The following is a 14,503-nucleotide window of genomic DNA, read 5'->3' as shown; positions in this document are numbered from 1 at the left end:
CGTCACCTTGGGCCAAGAAGGCGCCCGCACCCACCGCGGCGGCACCTATTGCCCAGGCCGCCACACCGGCTCCCGCCCCCGCTCCTGCCCCGGCCCAGCCCAAGGTTTCGCTCTGGGACGAGGACGACTATGGCTTCATCAATGAGGGCCGCAACGCCGACGCCGGCCAGGGCGCCAAGGCCGGGACGTTTCCGGCCGAACTCCGTGCCGCCAGCGACAACTATGATTCGGGCGACTATGGGGACGAACTGGAGGAGGACGATTCCAACGCCCCCCGCACCAGCGGCCGCTGGCTGACGGGGATCGTTGTCACCGTACTGGTCGTGGCGGCGCTGTTCTTTGCCGTGTCCCACATCGGTTCCCTCTTCAATGGCACCCCGGTGGCCAATGGCGGCAACACGAACACGGCCACCGGCCAGTCCTCCTCCACGGCGCAGGCCACCTCCGCCGCCCCGGCACCCGTTGTGGTTCCGCCTGCCATCAAGGACATGACGGACATCACCACCTACGCGCCGGGCGTCCAGCACTATGGCGACATGTTCATTCCCCGGCTCAAAGATGCCATCGACGGAAACAAGGGCACCTACTGGCCCACGGTTGAGTACTCCGATGACACATTTGCGCACTTCACGAACAGCATTGACCTGGCCATTGAGCTTCAGCAGGAGGCCACGGTGGGTTCGGTGACCATCAACCAGATTGCCGGCTCCGGGGGCCAGTTCAACATCCTGACCAACAGCAAGCCGTCCCTGGACGGTGCTGTCAAGATCGGCAGCGGCTCCTTTACGGCGCCTGATTTCACGCTCAAGGCAGCCGCCGGGGTGAAGGCCAAGTACGTGATCATCAGCTTTACCCAGTTGCCGAGGCTGCAGCCTTTCGTGACGTACCCTTACGGATTGAAGATTGCCGAGATCAGCATCAAGTAGCCTGTTGGGGGCGGGAGCAGGGCAGCTTGCGCCCGTCCCAACGGAATATTTCTGCGCACCTTTTAGTTGTCAATGATCGAACGCCCTTGGACCGAGCCACGTGTGCGTTCCAGGCAATGAAGGAAGAGGAACACCCACCCGTGACCACGCAAGCCACCCCCGCCGGAGATGTCCGCGACGTCATTATCGTAGGCTCCGGCCCCGCAGGTTACACGGCGGCCATCTACACGGCCCGCGCCGACCTCAAGCCCTTGATGATTGCCGGCTCCGTCACCGCGGGCGGCGAGCTGATGAACACCACCGACGTGGAGAACTTTCCCGGCTTCCCCGACGGCATCATGGGCCCGGACCTGATGGAAAATTTCGGCAAGCAGGCAGAGCGTTTCGGCACCGAGGTGATGTACGACGACGTCGCCTCGCTTTCGCTGGACGGTGCCGTCAAGACGGTAACCCTGGCTGACGGCCAGGAATTCAAGGCACGCTCCATCATCATCTCCACGGGGTCCGCATACCGCGAACTCGGCGTTGACGGCGAGAAGCGCCTCGTCGGCCACGGTGTTAGTTCCTGTGCCACGTGCGACGGATTTTTCTTCAAGGGGCAAGAGATAGCCGTCATCGGCGGTGGCGACTCCGCCATGGAAGAAGCCATTTTCCTGACGAAGTTTGCCGAGTCCGTGACTGTGGTGCACCGCCGCGACACACTCCGCGCCTCCAAGATCATGCAGGAGCGGGCGCTGAACCACCCAAAGATCAAGTTCGTCTGGAACTCCGAGGTTGCCAGCGTTGAGGGCGATGCCAAGGTCACAGGCGTCACGCTGAACAACCTGGTCACCGGCGAAAAGAGCAAGCTGGCCGTCACAGGGGTCTTCGTTGCCATAGGCAACGATCCCCGTGTGGACCTCGTGAAGGATTCCCTCCAGCTGACCGCTGCCGGAACCATCGCCGTTGACGGCCGCACGTCGAAAACGTCCATCCCGGGAGTTTTTGCTGCCGGTGATGTCATTGACCCCACCTACCGCCAAGCCATCACTGCCTCCGGTTCCGGCTGCGTCGCTGCCCTGGACGTGGAGCACTACCTGGCCGAGCTGGATTCCTAACAGAAAGTTAAATGCCATGAGCAATGCAAAGAGTGCCACCGACGCCAGCTTCACCGAAGACGTCCTCAATGCCGACAAGCCTGTCATTGTCGACTTCTGGGCCGAATGGTGCGGTCCGTGCCGCAAGCTGGGGCCGATCCTGGACGAGATCTCCGTGGAGTACTCGGACAAGGTCGAGGTCATCAAGGTGGACGTGGATGCCAACCCGGCCATCTCCGCCAAGTACGGCATCACCTCAATTCCCGCGGTTTACCTTTTCCAGGGCGGCGAGGTCACGGGCACTGTGATCGGTGCCCGTCCGAAGCAGTACTTTGAAAAGGAATTTGCAGGCGTGCTGCAGTAATTCCTGTTCCACCCACTGTTGGGTGGTTGGCACTGTGGGTCGGACTTTGGTCCGGCCCACAGCTGTTTAGGCAGTTCTCCCAGATCGATTCTAAGTGCAAAAAGCTGGTTCGCGATTTTTGCAATCCGGCCAGGTCGCAGCCTTTTTCGCCGATTTTTGGGCTTCCGGCACACTTGGCCGAGTTTCGTCCCTGTTTGGCTTTCCGCCAGCCGCCAACCTTGTTTCACGTGAAACAAGGTCACGGGGCGGCGCCAGTGGTCGCGTCCGTATCCTCGCCCGCGGAATTCCTCATTGACGGCAATGTCCCAAACCCACCACGCACCCGCCGGTCCGCTTTGCCAACACCAAGCGTGCAAAATTCAAGCACGCATCAGCTCATCTCCTCTCGCCAGCACCCGGCCTGTCAGAGCCTGGGGTCAACAGCCTCGGACTCCATGGCCAGTACGCCAAAGACTGCCTGGTGCACCTTCCACAGAGGCTCCCCCGCGACCATCCTTTCGACGGCTTCAATCCCCAGGGCGTACTCCCGGAGCGCCATGGAACGCTTGTGGGCCAGGCTGCGTTCCTTGAGCCTGGCCATGTTGCGGGGAAGGGTGTAGTCCGGTCCGTAGATGATGCGCAGGTACTCCCTGCCCCGGACCTGGATGCCCGGCTGCACCAGACGCTTTCCGGTCACTGCAAGATTCGCCTGCGGCTTGACCACCATGCCTTCCCCGCCCGACGCCGTCAGCGCCTCCCACCAGGCCGTCCCCCCAGCGCAGGACTCCAGATCCCCGGTATCCACCACCAGACTTCGGGTCCTGCGGATCATGACCTGATCAGCGTCCCCAAGCCTGTCGGCCAGTTCCAGGTGCCAGCCGTGGGGCCGTCCGGAATGGCTCGCGCCTTCCGAGGCCAGCAGTTGGAAGGGTGCCAGCTGGATCCCGTCAAGACCGTCTGACGGGGCACTGTAGTTTTGGTATGCCGCCACGTAGGCGGCCGCGTTCTGCAATCGCTCCCGGGTGCGCTGGAGCAACTCGCCGGTGTCGGCACCGTGCCCCGCCGCCATTTCAAGGGCGCGTGTCGCATCGGCCAGGGCCCCCGTGGCACTGGCACCCACGGCCGCGTACTGCTCGCGGATCATCGCGCCTGCCTTGAAGGACCACGGCAGCAACTCGGCGTCCAGGAGCAGCCAGTCCGTGCCCAGTTCCTTCCACAACCCGGCAGATTCGGTTGCCGCGTCGAGCCGGTCCAGGAAACTGACACGCAGGGTTTCATCAAAGAACGGCCTGCCGGTCCTAGTGTAGGCGGTGCCACGCCACCCCCGCGGGGCCCCGAACCTGCCAGGGTTGCGCGTCAGCAGGACCACCGCCCGGGAACCCATGTGCTTTTCTTCGCAGATGACGGTTGCCACCCCATCCCTGCGATAAGACTCAAAGGCTTCGGCAGGATGCTCCAAGTGGTCCGCCAGGGAAGAGGTGTCAACAGGGCTCATGGTCGGTGGAAGGTAGGGCATCCAGCGCGGGTCAGTGGCCCAGCGGCTCATGACCTCCAGCGCTCCGGCCGCCTGCTCCCCCTAATGCCAATCCGCCCGTGGGTCCGGGTGCTGACAAGCTGTTTGCCCAATACGTCGCTAATCTTCAGCGCCCCTGGCACGCGGTCACCGGCGCTGACACTGCCCTCTGTCCCCGAGGGCCGTGGATGAGAGCCCACAAGGGGTGGCGCCAATGGCTTCACGGGCTGAAACCACATCCTTTCCGCTGCCACCTCCACCACTTCCCGCTCGGGGTATCTCAAGGCACTGAGCTTCCCGCCAAACACGCACCCCGTGTCCAGACACATGGTGCCGTTGACCCACACGGCGTCCACAGTGGGGGTATGGCCGTACAGGACCGTTGCAGGGCCCCTGTAGTCCTCCGCCCAGGCGTACCGGACCGGAAGTCCATACTCATCGGTTTCGCCCGTTGTATCGCCGTACAGGGCGAACTGCCGGACCCTCGCCGACGCCCGGCCCTGGTATGCCTCCACCATGCCTGCGTGGGCCACCACCAACTGTCCCCCGTCAAGAACCAGGTGGGAGACAAGTCCCCTGCAGAACTCCCTCACCTCGTCCTGAAACACTGGTGGTTCTGCAGCCAGCTGGGACAAGGTCTGAGCAAGCCCGTGGCTGACTTGCACCTTCCTCCCGTCAAGCGCCTTCACTAGCTTGTCCTCATGGTTGCCGGGCACGGCCCTCGCATTCCCGCGGGCCACCATGCCCATGACCAGTCGAAGGACGCCTGGGCTTTCAGGGCCCCTGTCAACAAGGTCTCCGAGAAAGACAGCCTTGCGTCCCTCGGGATGCACCGCGTCAATGGCCCGTCCCTGGCTGTCGTGCTCCAATTGATAGCCGAGCCGTCCCAGCAGGGTGCGCAGTTCACCGAGGCAGCCATGCACGTCGCCAATGACATCAAAGGGCCCGGAGTCGTGTCGGAAGTCGTTGAGCAAAGGTTCGCGTCGGATGCTTGCCGCATCCACTTCGGCCATGCTCCCGAGGGTGTGGATCCTTCGGAAACCTTCCCGGCCGAGATTTCTCGCTGACCTGCGTAGCAGGTCCTGCTGCCGTTTGATGACGCGGGGTTCAAGACTCCGGTCTGTCCGCAAGGCATTGTGGGCCAGGCTGACGGCCAGGGGGACGTCAAGGACAATTGCAACAGGCAGCACATCGTGGGCCCTGGCAAGTGAGACCAGCTGGCGGCGTGCATCCGTCTGCACACTGGTTGCGTCCACGACCGTTAGCAACCCGGCCTCCAGGCGTTTGCCGGCCACAAAGTTGAGGGCCTCAAAGGCTGCCTTGCTCGCTTCCTGGCTGTTCTCGTCGTTGGAGACCATGCCCCGGAAGGTGTCACTGCTGAGTGTCTCAAAGCGGCCAAAGTTCTTGGCGGCAAAGGTGGACTTGCCGGAACCGCTGGCGCCAACCAGGACCACCAGGCACAGCTCGGGGATTGCGAGTTCACTCACGGTCATGCCCTCCTGAATAGTGCCAGCTGAGTGGGAGTCCCACATTTGTCATCGTGTTCACCGACGCCCCGGTGTTCCACCGTGTAGTTCCATTGGGCAGCCTGTTCGGATGCCCATTGTTGAAAGTCGGACCTGCTCCATTCAAAGCGGTGGTCGGGATGCCGGAAGGATCCGCACGCCAGGCCCGGGTAGAGCTGGTTGTATTCTGCGTTGGGAGTGGTCACCACCACCGTCTTCGGCTTGGCGTGGCCAAAGACGGCAACCGCCAGCGCAGGCAGCCTTTCAAGGTCAATGTGCTCTATGACCTCCATGAGGACCATGGCGTCGTAGCCCCGCAGCCTGTCGTCCAGATAGGTGGCCGACGATTGCAGCAACTGGAGCCGTTCCTGTTGCCGTTCACTGAGTTCGCGCAGGCGCAGCCGTTCTTCCGCCCTGTCGAGCATTCGAGCGGAGACGTCTGTCCCGACAATCCTGCTGATGGTGTGGTCGGCGAAAAGTATTTTGAGCAGGGCCCCCTCACCGCAGCCCATGTCCACCACGCTGCGAGCCCGCTCTTCGTGCAGGGCACCCATGACTGCCTCGGTACGTAGTACTTTGAGAGGCCGACTAGTCTGGTCCGCTTCTGCAGCTTTATCCTGCGTCGCGTCCTGGACGTTTTCCATCAGCAGGTTGGCCTACGTGGTCATGCTGCGTTGATGGGCCAGGTACCTGTTGGATATGAACCCCCTTGCAGGATGGGTGGAGAGCCACCCCTCACCGGCACGCAGCAATTTGCCCACCTCGTCATCGGCCACCCAGTAGTGTTTGGAGTCGTCCATCACGGGCAACAGGACATAAGTCTGCCGCAGGGCATCACGAAGGCGCAGGCACCCTGAGAGTGTGAGGTTCACGTAGTTGGAATCTCCCCACTCCGGAAAAGCCGGGTCAAGGGGCAGCCGATGCTCGGTGACCTTCCATCCCAAGGGTTCAAAGAGTCTCGCCGGCAAGCCCACCTCGCCGTGGACGGGCACGGCGGAGAGCGTAATCTCCAGCGGGATGGCGCCGGCGGCCAAGTCCGGGCGCGAGTCGCACCGGCCGGTCATGGCAGTCCTAAACACCTTCCCCATGGCCATGGACATGATGGAGGACGACACATACGGCCTGTCGTTAACGTAGTGGTCCAAACTCTTCCGGGCGTCCAGGCGGATGTGTCGGTTGCTTACCAGCTCCAGTGCATCCAACTCGAGCATGAGGGCGGCCGTGCACCTCTCGTCCGAGAATTCCGGATAAAAGACATGAGCCCTGCCGACACTCAAGTCGTAGCTCTGCACCCTGCCAGGGTGCTTGTGGAGAAGGTATCCCAGGTCACCGGGTTCGGGACCACTATAGCTAATGGTGATGAGCATGCTACCCCCAGGAGTTCAGGCTGATTCATTCACCCTACCGTCCCTGCGCGGGCGTTTCACGTGAAACAACCGGCACGCCGTCAAGAAGGCAAGTTGCGGCCGAGAAGTCGGAAAACCCCGGCCTCTAGCGATTGTATGCAGTCCCAGTTTTGGCGCTTAGGATCGATCCTGGACAAGCCGCCGATGACGGCAATGGCAGTGTTTCACGTGAAACACTGCCATTGCTGAGAATTAAGTTTAGTTGGAGCCGGGCGACAGGACGTCCATGATTCGGTTGAGGTCCTCCACCGAGGCAAACTCAATGCTGACCTTACCCTTGCGTGCCCCGAGGGAAATCTTGACATTTGTATCGAGTCGGTCGGCAAGGGAACTTGCAAGGAAGTCGAGGCGCTCATGCCGGGGGCTGGGCTTGGTAATCCGCGGCTGGTGGTTGTCCATGGGAACCTGGTAGAGCTGGACGGCCTCTTCCGTGGCACGAACCGACATTCCTTCGGCAACAATCTTCTGCGCCAACTGTTCCATGGCATCCGCCCCCGGCAATGACAGCAAGGCGCGCGCATGTCCGGCCGAAAGCACGCCGGCAGCGACTCGGCGCTGCACCACAGGCGGCAGTTTCAGCAGGCGCAAGGTATTGGAAACCTGCGGGCGGGACCGGCCAATGCGATCCGCCAATTGCTCGTGTGTAGTGCCAAAGTCCTCCAGCAGCTGCTGATAGGCCGCTGCCTCTTCGAGCGGGTTCAGCTGGCTGCGATGCAGGTTCTCCAGCAATGCATCGCGGAGCAGGTTGTCATCGCTGGTTTCCCGGACAATGACGGGGATGGTCTCCAGCCCCGCGGCCTGCGAAGCACGCCAACGGCGTTCACCCATGACGAGCTCGTAGGGCTGGTCACCCTTTTCCTGCGACTCCCTGACAACAATTGGCTGCAAAACGCCAATTTCCTTGACGGAATGCACCAATTCCGCCATGTCATCCTCGTCAAACACGGACCGGGGCTGCTTGCGGTTCGGATGAATCTGGCCAACAGGGAGTTCCATGAACCGGGCCCCGGGCACCTCAACCAGTTCGGGTACCGGCGCTGGCGCCGTCCTCCTGCCACTCGGGGCAGTCTTGCGTCCCTTGGGTTCGGGGAAGAAGAGATCGACGGGGCGCGTCGGCATCGACGTTGACGTCTCGTCGTCCGAGGACGAGTTGGGAATCAAGGCTCCTAAGCCGCGACCAAGGCCTCTACGCTTGTCCGTCATTGAGTTGTCCTCCATTGAACGAGCCCTCCATAGTGCGGGGCCGGATGAGTTGCGTCATGAATAGTGTGGGTGCACCAGGGCTTTCCCACATCTGAAGTCTAGCGTTCAGCGAGTTCCGCAGCGGCTTCCAGATAGGACAACGCGCCGGTGGACGACGGATCGTAGGTCATCACCGTCTGCTGGTAGCTTGGGGCTTCTGAGATTCGCACCGATCGCGGGATGAGAGCCTTAAGGACCTGTTGGGGAAAATGTTCGCGCACATCGGCCGCCACGTGTGCGGCCAGGTTCGTTCTCCCGTCATACATGGTCAACAGGATCGTCGAGACGGAGAGATCAGAATTGAGGTGCTTTTGGATCATTTCGATGTTTTTGAGCAGCTGGCTCAATCCCTCCAACGCGTAATACTCGCACTGGATGGGAATCATGACTTCGTTGGCCGCACAGAAGGCGTTGACTGTCAGCAATCCAAGACTGGGTGGGCAGTCAATGAAGATGAAGTCGAGGCGCTCCTCACCATTCGATGCACGATATTTGACATACTCGTCTATCGCTCGTCGCAGCCGTTGTTCCCTCGCCACGAGGGACACAAGTTCTATTTCGGCGCCGGCCAGGTGAATGGTTGCCGGAGCGCAGTACAGATTATTGATGTCCGGGCATTCCTGCACGACGTCGGACATGTCGAAGTCATTAATCAGCACATCGTAGATGCTGTCAATTTCGGCGTGGTGGGGCACTCCCAGCGCGGTGGACGCATTTCCTTGCGGGTCAATGTCGATGACCAGGACATGCAGCCCCGCTGACGCCAGAGCGGCGGCGATGTTGACCGTCGTCGTGGTTTTTCCCACTCCGCCCTTTTGATTGGCCACCGTCAGGATTCGGGTCCGCGAGGGTTTGGGCAACTTTCGCCCCAACAACCGCTCACGCCGCTTGGTTTCGCTGAGCAGCTGACTGGCAATGGGACTGTCCTTATCGAAGCCGCCGTCCATGGCCGATTCCCGCTGCGGGCCTGTTTCACGTGAAACATTGGGAGCGTCGGAATAGTCAACTGATTTTGATTGATTCTCATTGCGAGTTCCTAAGGACACCCCGTGCCCCACGGTTGCGTCAGATCGTGCTGAACCCAACGACATAAACGGTGGGATCCGTTGCGAAGCTGCTTCGCTGCTGGTCACGCTGACACACTCACTTTCCTTTGGCTGTGCTTGCCAGTCTCTAGCCTATCGGTTCCCGGCTAGTGCTTGGCGGATCAGCGCCGTGCCACCTTGACCCGCACCACGGTGGTTGGTTCGGCCAAAATTTCGGCACCGGCAACGAGCACGTCCGTTTGAACTCCGCCCAACTTCTTGATGACCTTGGCTGCCTTGTCAATTTCCTCCGCAGCGCTGCGCCCCTTGATGGCAAGCAATTCGCCGTGCCCGCCCAGCAACGGAATGGTCAAGGGGAGCAAGGTGTTCAGTGCCGAGACGGCCCGTGCGGTAACCACGCTGCACTCAACCTTCCCCACCGCCGCTTCAGCCCTGGAACGGATGATCTCGACATTGTCCAGGCCGAGGTCCATGACCACTTCCTCCAGCCAGGTGACCCTGCGTTCCAGCGGTTCAATCAGCGTCAGGTACAGGTCGGGCCGCGCAATGGCCAGGCAGAGTCCTGGCAAACCGGCGCCGCTGCCCACATCGGCCACCTTGGCGCCGTGGTCAATCAGCTCCGCCACCACGGCACAGTTCAGGACATGCCGGTTCCACAGGCGTGGCACCTCGCGCGGCCCAATGAGGCCGCGCTCGATGCCCGATGTTGCCAGGTGCCCCACATAACGCCTGGCCAGCTCCAGCCGGTCCCCAAAGATCCGCCCTGCGGCAACGCCTTCTTCGGCTGTCATCTCTTCCACTGCGGCAGTCCCCTCACAAGTGGTCCCGCCCACCTGCCCACTGGCAGGTGAACGGGACCCGTTAGCATGAATAAAATTCGGTGTTACTGCGCGGCCGTGACGACAATGTGGCGGCCGCTGCCCTCACCCTCGGACTCGGACTCCAGGCCGAGTTCGGCGATGGCATCATGGACAATTTTGCGTTCGTAGGCTCCCATCGGGGCCAAGGCCACGGAGGTGGTCCCGCCCTTGATGGCTTCTGCCGCATCCTTGGCAATTTGGGCCAGTTCCGCATTGCGTCGTTCCCGGTAGCCGGAAATATCCAGCACCAGGCGCGATCGGTTGCCCGTGGCCGAAAGCACGCTCAGCCGGGTCAGTTCCTGCAATGCGTCCAGGACTTCGCCGTCGTGACCCACCAGGCTCTTCAGGGCCTCAATTTCCTCGTCGGAGACGATGGAGATGTAGGTGCGTCCGTTCCGAACCTCAATGTCGATGTCGCCGTCGATGTCGGCAATGTCCAGGAGCTCCTCGAGGTAGTCCGCGGCGATGTCGCCCTCTTCCTCGAGGCGGCTGGCACCGGTTTCCACGTCGTGGTGGATTGTTTCCTCGACGGCATTTTCCGTTTCAGCAGGCATTATCTCTTCTTCCTGTTCTTGCGTTGCGGCTGGCTGCGCTGGCCCTTGGGCTCGGGAACCTCTTCGATCTCTTCCTCGACAATTTTCTTCTTCGAGGCACCCAGCAGCGGCAGGCCTTTGGCTTCGCGGCGCTTCTGGTATTCCTTGTACGCGGGAGATCCCGGCGTGGGCATGCGGCGGATCACGAAGAACTGCTGGGCCATGGTCCAGATGTTGGTGGTGGTCCAGTAGATGAGGACACCGATGGGGAAGTTCACGCCGCCGATGCCGAAGACCAGCGGAAGCACATACAGCATCATTTTCTGCTGCTTCATGAAGGGGCCCTGCATGGCCTCCTCTGACATGTTCTTGGTCATGATCTGCTTCTGCGTGATGAACTGCGAAGCAATCATGGCAATGATCATGATGAGCGAGAGAACCACCACGGAGACCTTGAGGTCCCCGCCCTGGAGCTGCGGAAGAAATGCCGCCGACAGCGGCGCGCCGAAGATGGTGGCGTGGTCGAACTGCGCCACCTGGGCCGGGCTCATGCCGCCAATGCCCTGGCCGTTGGCGTTGGCCTTGGAGATGCCGGACAGTACCCGGAACAGGGAGAAGAAGAACGGCATCTGGATCAGCATGGGCAGGCAGGCGGAGAACGGGTTGGTGCCGTGTTCCTTGTACAGGGCCATCTGTTCCTGCGCCATTGCCTGGCGGGAAAGCTGGTCGGTCTTGCCCTTGTATTTGGCCTGCAGCTTCTTCATGTCCGGCTGAAGTGCCTGCATGCCGCGCTGGGCCTTGATTTGCTTGACGAACACGGGAATCAAGGCACCGCGGATCACCAATACCAGGCCAATGATGGAAAGCGTCCAGGAGATTCCTGAAGCAGCCGGCAGCCCGATGAAGGTCAGCCCGTCATGGAAGAGCACCATGATCATTGACACGAGCCATTCGAAGGGCGTCAGAATCGTCTGGAGGAAATCCATATTTCTTTTCTATTCTCCTCAAGCCGCGGGGCGGCTTTGTGTCTCCGCCTGAGCTGCCAGGAAAAAATCCGGGTGGTTCAGTTGGACAATGAAGGGGACCTTGGCGGGATCATCCCAGTGGACGTGGGCCGGTGACGGCACCGGATCGATGCCGCCCGCGTTCCAAGGATGGCACCGCACAATGCGGCGGACCGCGAACCAGCTGCCCCTGACTGCACCGTGGACGGTGACGGCCTCAAGGGCATACGCCGAACAAGACGGAAAAAACCGGCACACCTGCCCATAAAGGGGGGAGATGAGTCGCCGGTACAGTTTGAGGGCAACAATGAGAATGTTGCGGGGAAGATGCCACACTGCGCGTCCGACGACGGCCAGGGCTCGTTGTGCGCGACGCCAAAGGTCAACTTGGGTCACGGACATCATCTCCTTCGACTCGTTTGGCCTCAACCGCTGCCGGTGCATTGTTGCGCCGGCCCGCACTTTCCCCCGGCTTGGAGGCCAGGCGGGAAGCAGCGGCGGAAAAGGCCCGCAGATAGTCATCACCAAGTTCATCCCACGTGGCGGAAGCTGAAGCGGGCAGGGCCCGCACGACAACCTGGATTCCACATGGGTGGCGGTGAATAGTTTCCACGGCTATTTCCCGCAGTCTCCTTTTAACGAGATTGCGGGCCACAGCGTTCCCAACGGCCTTCGAGACGATAAACCCGATTCGGGTCGGTTCATCCGGAGTACTGGACGCCACATATAACACCAAGTTCCGGCGTCCATTGCGGACGCCGGAACGTACAGTATGTGAGAAGAGCGCGGAAGTCCGCATTCTGTGTCTGGTGGCCAGCACCCTGCGATCAACCGCTACTTCTGTAAGGCCCGACGAAACGTCAAGCAGTTATTGGTTAGGCCGACAGCTCGACGCGACCCTTGCCACGGCGTGCGGCCAGAATGGCACGGCCGGCGCGGGTACGCATGCGAAGACGGAAGCCGTGCTTCTTGGCACGACGGCGGTTGTTCGGCTGAAAAGTCCGCTTGCTCACGGTAGTTACTCCAAGACAATCTAAAGATGCGCCTTGCCCAAACTAAGTTAAGGGGAAGAACAGGCCGACGCTAAGTATATGGATGCCGGCTCTTCGCTCCTTAAGAACAAGGAACACGCGCTGGTGCGCAAAGCAGACACATGGGACTTCACAACGTTAGGTCATGGCGCCCCCACCAGTCAAACCGCGGCGGCTTTCCCGCCTGCCGCCAGCTCCCCCGGCGAGTGTGCATGTGAGGCGCACCGAAGCCGCCCCTGTGCACAGATCCGTGGATAACCGGTGGACAAACTGTCGACAGCATGGCCCCGGGGCCTGCTGGTGTGACATTTATCCACAAGCAGTTTTCCTCGCTATCTTCTAGGCTTTTCATCCCTTAGGCTTGGCCCGTGGCAAGTTATCCACTGGTTGTGAATAACTCTGTGGATGACGGATTGCGTTGCAGTCCCCCCTGGCGGACGCGCACCACGGAATGTAACGGAAGTCACGTGTGGGGAACGTGCAATAACGAGATGCCGGATCGGGCAGGCCCTGACGGCAGTAAAGGTGGAACAGTCGATGAGCACTGAGGAAATCAATGACGTCGGTAGTTCCTGGCGCCGGGTCATCCGCATCCTGGAACAAGACGAACGGGTTTCGCCGCGGCAGCGGGGCTTCGTTGTCCTCACCCAGCCCCAAGGGCTCATTGGCAACACGCTGCTGGTGGCCGTACCCAACGAATTGACCCGCGAGGTACTGCAGACGCAACTCAACACAGCGCTGGTGGACGCGCTGCGGCAGGTTTTTCCAGAGGAAATCAGCTGCGCTTTCAGTGTCAACGCGGATCTGGTCCCTCCCACGAAGGAAGAGGAACCGGCACCGCCTGCCCAGCCCCGCCCGGAGCGCCATGATCCGGTGGACAGGCACGAGAACGCCTCCAAGCCTTCACCCATGCTGCCGAGCACCTCCCAGGAATTTGGCCGGCTGAACCCGAAGTACGTTTTTGATTCGTTCGTGATCGGTGCTTCCAACCGCTTCGCCCATGCCGCGGCCGTTGCTGTCGCGGAGGCGCCGGCGAAGGCCTACAACCCGCTGTTTATTTACGGCGACTCGGGGCTCGGGAAGACGCACCTCCTGCATGCCATTGGCCACTATGCCCGGCGGTTGTACACGGGGATTCGGGTTCGGTACGTCAATTCCGAGGAATTCACCAACGACTTCATCAACTCCATTCGGGACGACGAAGGTGCCAGCTTCAAGCAGCTGTACCGCAACGTTGACATCCTGCTCATTGACGACATCCAGTTCCTGGCGAACAAGGACGCCACGCAGGAGGAGTTCTTCCACACCTTCAACGCCCTGCACAACCACAACAAGCAGGTTGTCATCACCTCCGACCTGCCGCCCAAGCGCCTGCAGGGATTTGAAGAACGCATGCGTTCACGTTTTGAGTGGGGCCTGCTGACGGACGTCCAGCCTCCGGAACTGGAGACCCGCATTGCCATCCTGCGCAAAAAGGCCATCGGTGAAGGCCTCTCTGCCCCGGACGACGCCCTGGAATACATTGCCTCCAAGATCTCCACCAACATTCGCGAGCTCGAAGGGGCCTTGATCCGTGTCACGGCCTTCGCCAGCCTGAACCGCCAGCCGGTGGATGTGGGCCTGGCCGAGATGGTGCTCAAGGACCTCATCACCGACGACGGCGCCCAGGAAATCACTTCCACCGCGATTCTTGGCCAGACCGCCGCGTACTTCAACATCTCCCTGGAGGAGCTGTGCAGCAAGTCACGGACCAGGACGCTGGTAACGGCCCGCCAAATTGCGATGTACCTGTGCCGTGAGCTGACGGACATGTCGCTGCCGAAAATTGGCCAGGAATTCGGCGGCCGCGACCACACCACGGTGATCCATGCCGACCGGAAGATCCGCGAACTTATGGCGGAACGGCGCGCCATTTACAACCAGGTGACCGAGCTGACCAACAAGATCAAGCAGCAGCAGCGTGAGGGCTGAGCCGCGCAGCGGCGAAAAAAATCCAATAATTAACAGCTGTGGATAAG

Annotated in this window: 15 protein-coding genes and 1 pseudogene; 4 read left to right on the top strand and 12 right to left on the bottom strand. The window is 61.1% G+C overall.

The annotated features are described in order from the left end of the window. The 3 genes and pseudogenes from LPN03_RS10520 to trxA all read left to right on the top strand — a co-directional run. Positions 1 to 926: pseudogene (locus LPN03_RS10520) on the top strand (hypothetical protein); the annotation flags it as partial. A gap of 116 nt (positions 927 to 1,042) precedes the next feature. After that, complete coding sequence (gene trxB / locus LPN03_RS10515) at positions 1,043 to 2,023, top strand: thioredoxin-disulfide reductase (RefSeq protein WP_410468580.1); 981 nt, start codon at positions 1,043 to 1,045, stop codon at positions 2,021 to 2,023. Between the two features lie 16 nt (positions 2,024 to 2,039). Beyond that, a complete protein-coding gene (trxA, locus tag LPN03_RS10510; protein ID WP_165182735.1) occupies positions 2,040 to 2,366 on the top strand; it encodes a thioredoxin in 327 nt (108 codons plus the stop codon). Positions 2,367 to 2,769: 403 nt separating this feature from the next. On the opposite strand, the gene LPN03_RS20810 is transcribed toward trxA, so the two are convergent. From LPN03_RS20810 to rpmH, 12 genes are all read right to left on the bottom strand, one after another. Further along, positions 2,770 to 3,891 carry a hypothetical protein gene (locus tag LPN03_RS20810; RefSeq protein ID WP_316255778.1) on the bottom strand — a complete coding sequence of 374 codons (1,122 nt, stop codon included), beginning with the start codon at positions 3,889 to 3,891 and terminating at the stop codon, positions 2,770 to 2,772. Beyond that, a complete protein-coding gene (locus tag LPN03_RS20805) occupies positions 3,888 to 5,345 on the bottom strand; it encodes an AAA family ATPase (RefSeq protein WP_316255777.1) in 1,458 nt (485 codons plus the stop codon). The genes LPN03_RS20810 and LPN03_RS20805 overlap by 4 nt, the downstream gene beginning before the upstream one ends. Positions 5,346 to 5,347: 2 nt before the next feature. Then, on the bottom strand, positions 5,348 to 5,917 hold the full coding sequence (locus tag LPN03_RS20800) for a methyltransferase (RefSeq protein WP_316255776.1): 570 nt from the start codon (positions 5,915 to 5,917) through the stop codon (positions 5,348 to 5,350). A 102-nt stretch (positions 5,918 to 6,019) separates the two neighbouring features. After that, positions 6,020 to 6,730 (bottom strand): hypothetical protein, encoded by a 711-nt coding sequence (locus LPN03_RS20795; RefSeq protein ID WP_316255775.1) that lies wholly within the window; start codon positions 6,728 to 6,730, stop codon positions 6,020 to 6,022. Positions 6,731 to 6,967: 237 nt separating this feature from the next. Then, entirely contained in the window at positions 6,968 to 7,972 is a 1,005-nt protein-coding gene (locus tag LPN03_RS10495; RefSeq protein ID WP_262454204.1) for a ParB/RepB/Spo0J family partition protein, read from the bottom strand. Positions 7,973 to 8,070: 98 nt separating this feature from the next. Next, positions 8,071 to 8,958: a ParA family protein gene (locus LPN03_RS10490; protein WP_262454203.1), complete on the bottom strand. Its 888-nt coding sequence runs from the start codon at positions 8,956 to 8,958 to the stop codon at positions 8,071 to 8,073. Positions 8,959 to 9,218: 260 nt separating this feature from the next. Next, positions 9,219 to 9,848 carry a 16S rRNA (guanine(527)-N(7))-methyltransferase RsmG gene (gene rsmG / locus LPN03_RS10485; RefSeq protein WP_410468579.1) on the bottom strand — a complete coding sequence of 210 codons (630 nt, stop codon included), beginning with the start codon at positions 9,846 to 9,848 and terminating at the stop codon, positions 9,219 to 9,221. Between the two features lie 92 nt (positions 9,849 to 9,940). Then, positions 9,941 to 10,471, bottom strand: a complete 531-nt coding sequence (locus tag LPN03_RS10480) for a protein jag (protein WP_262454198.1) — start codon at positions 10,469 to 10,471, stop codon at positions 9,941 to 9,943. Continuing rightward, a complete protein-coding gene (gene yidC / locus LPN03_RS10475) occupies positions 10,471 to 11,436 on the bottom strand; it encodes a membrane protein insertase YidC (RefSeq protein WP_165182740.1) in 966 nt (321 codons plus the stop codon). The genes LPN03_RS10480 and yidC overlap by 1 nt, the downstream gene beginning before the upstream one ends. Positions 11,437 to 11,454: 18 nt before the next feature. After that, entirely contained in the window at positions 11,455 to 11,856 is a 402-nt protein-coding gene (yidD, locus tag LPN03_RS10470) for a membrane protein insertion efficiency factor YidD (RefSeq protein WP_205678282.1), read from the bottom strand. After that, complete coding sequence (gene rnpA / locus LPN03_RS10465) at positions 11,837 to 12,274, bottom strand: ribonuclease P protein component (protein WP_262454196.1); 438 nt, start codon at positions 12,272 to 12,274, stop codon at positions 11,837 to 11,839. Before rnpA ends, yidD begins: the two co-directional genes overlap by 20 nt. Positions 12,275 to 12,329: 55 nt before the next feature. Next, positions 12,330 to 12,467 carry a 50S ribosomal protein L34 gene (gene rpmH / locus LPN03_RS10460; protein WP_011776797.1) on the bottom strand — a complete coding sequence of 46 codons (138 nt, stop codon included), beginning with the start codon at positions 12,465 to 12,467 and terminating at the stop codon, positions 12,330 to 12,332. A 555-nt stretch (positions 12,468 to 13,022) separates the two neighbouring features. Here rpmH and dnaA point away from each other — a divergent pair. Then, complete coding sequence (dnaA, locus tag LPN03_RS10455; protein ID WP_165182743.1) at positions 13,023 to 14,456, top strand: chromosomal replication initiator protein DnaA; 1,434 nt, start codon at positions 13,023 to 13,025, stop codon at positions 14,454 to 14,456. Positions 14,457 to 14,503: the final 47 nt, after the last annotated feature.

It is taken from the genome of Arthrobacter sp. A2-55, from assembly GCF_025548615.1.
Taxonomy (GTDB): domain Bacteria; phylum Actinomycetota; class Actinomycetes; order Actinomycetales; family Micrococcaceae; genus Specibacter; species Specibacter silviterrae.
This window is presented reverse-complemented; position numbering and strand designations above follow the sequence as displayed.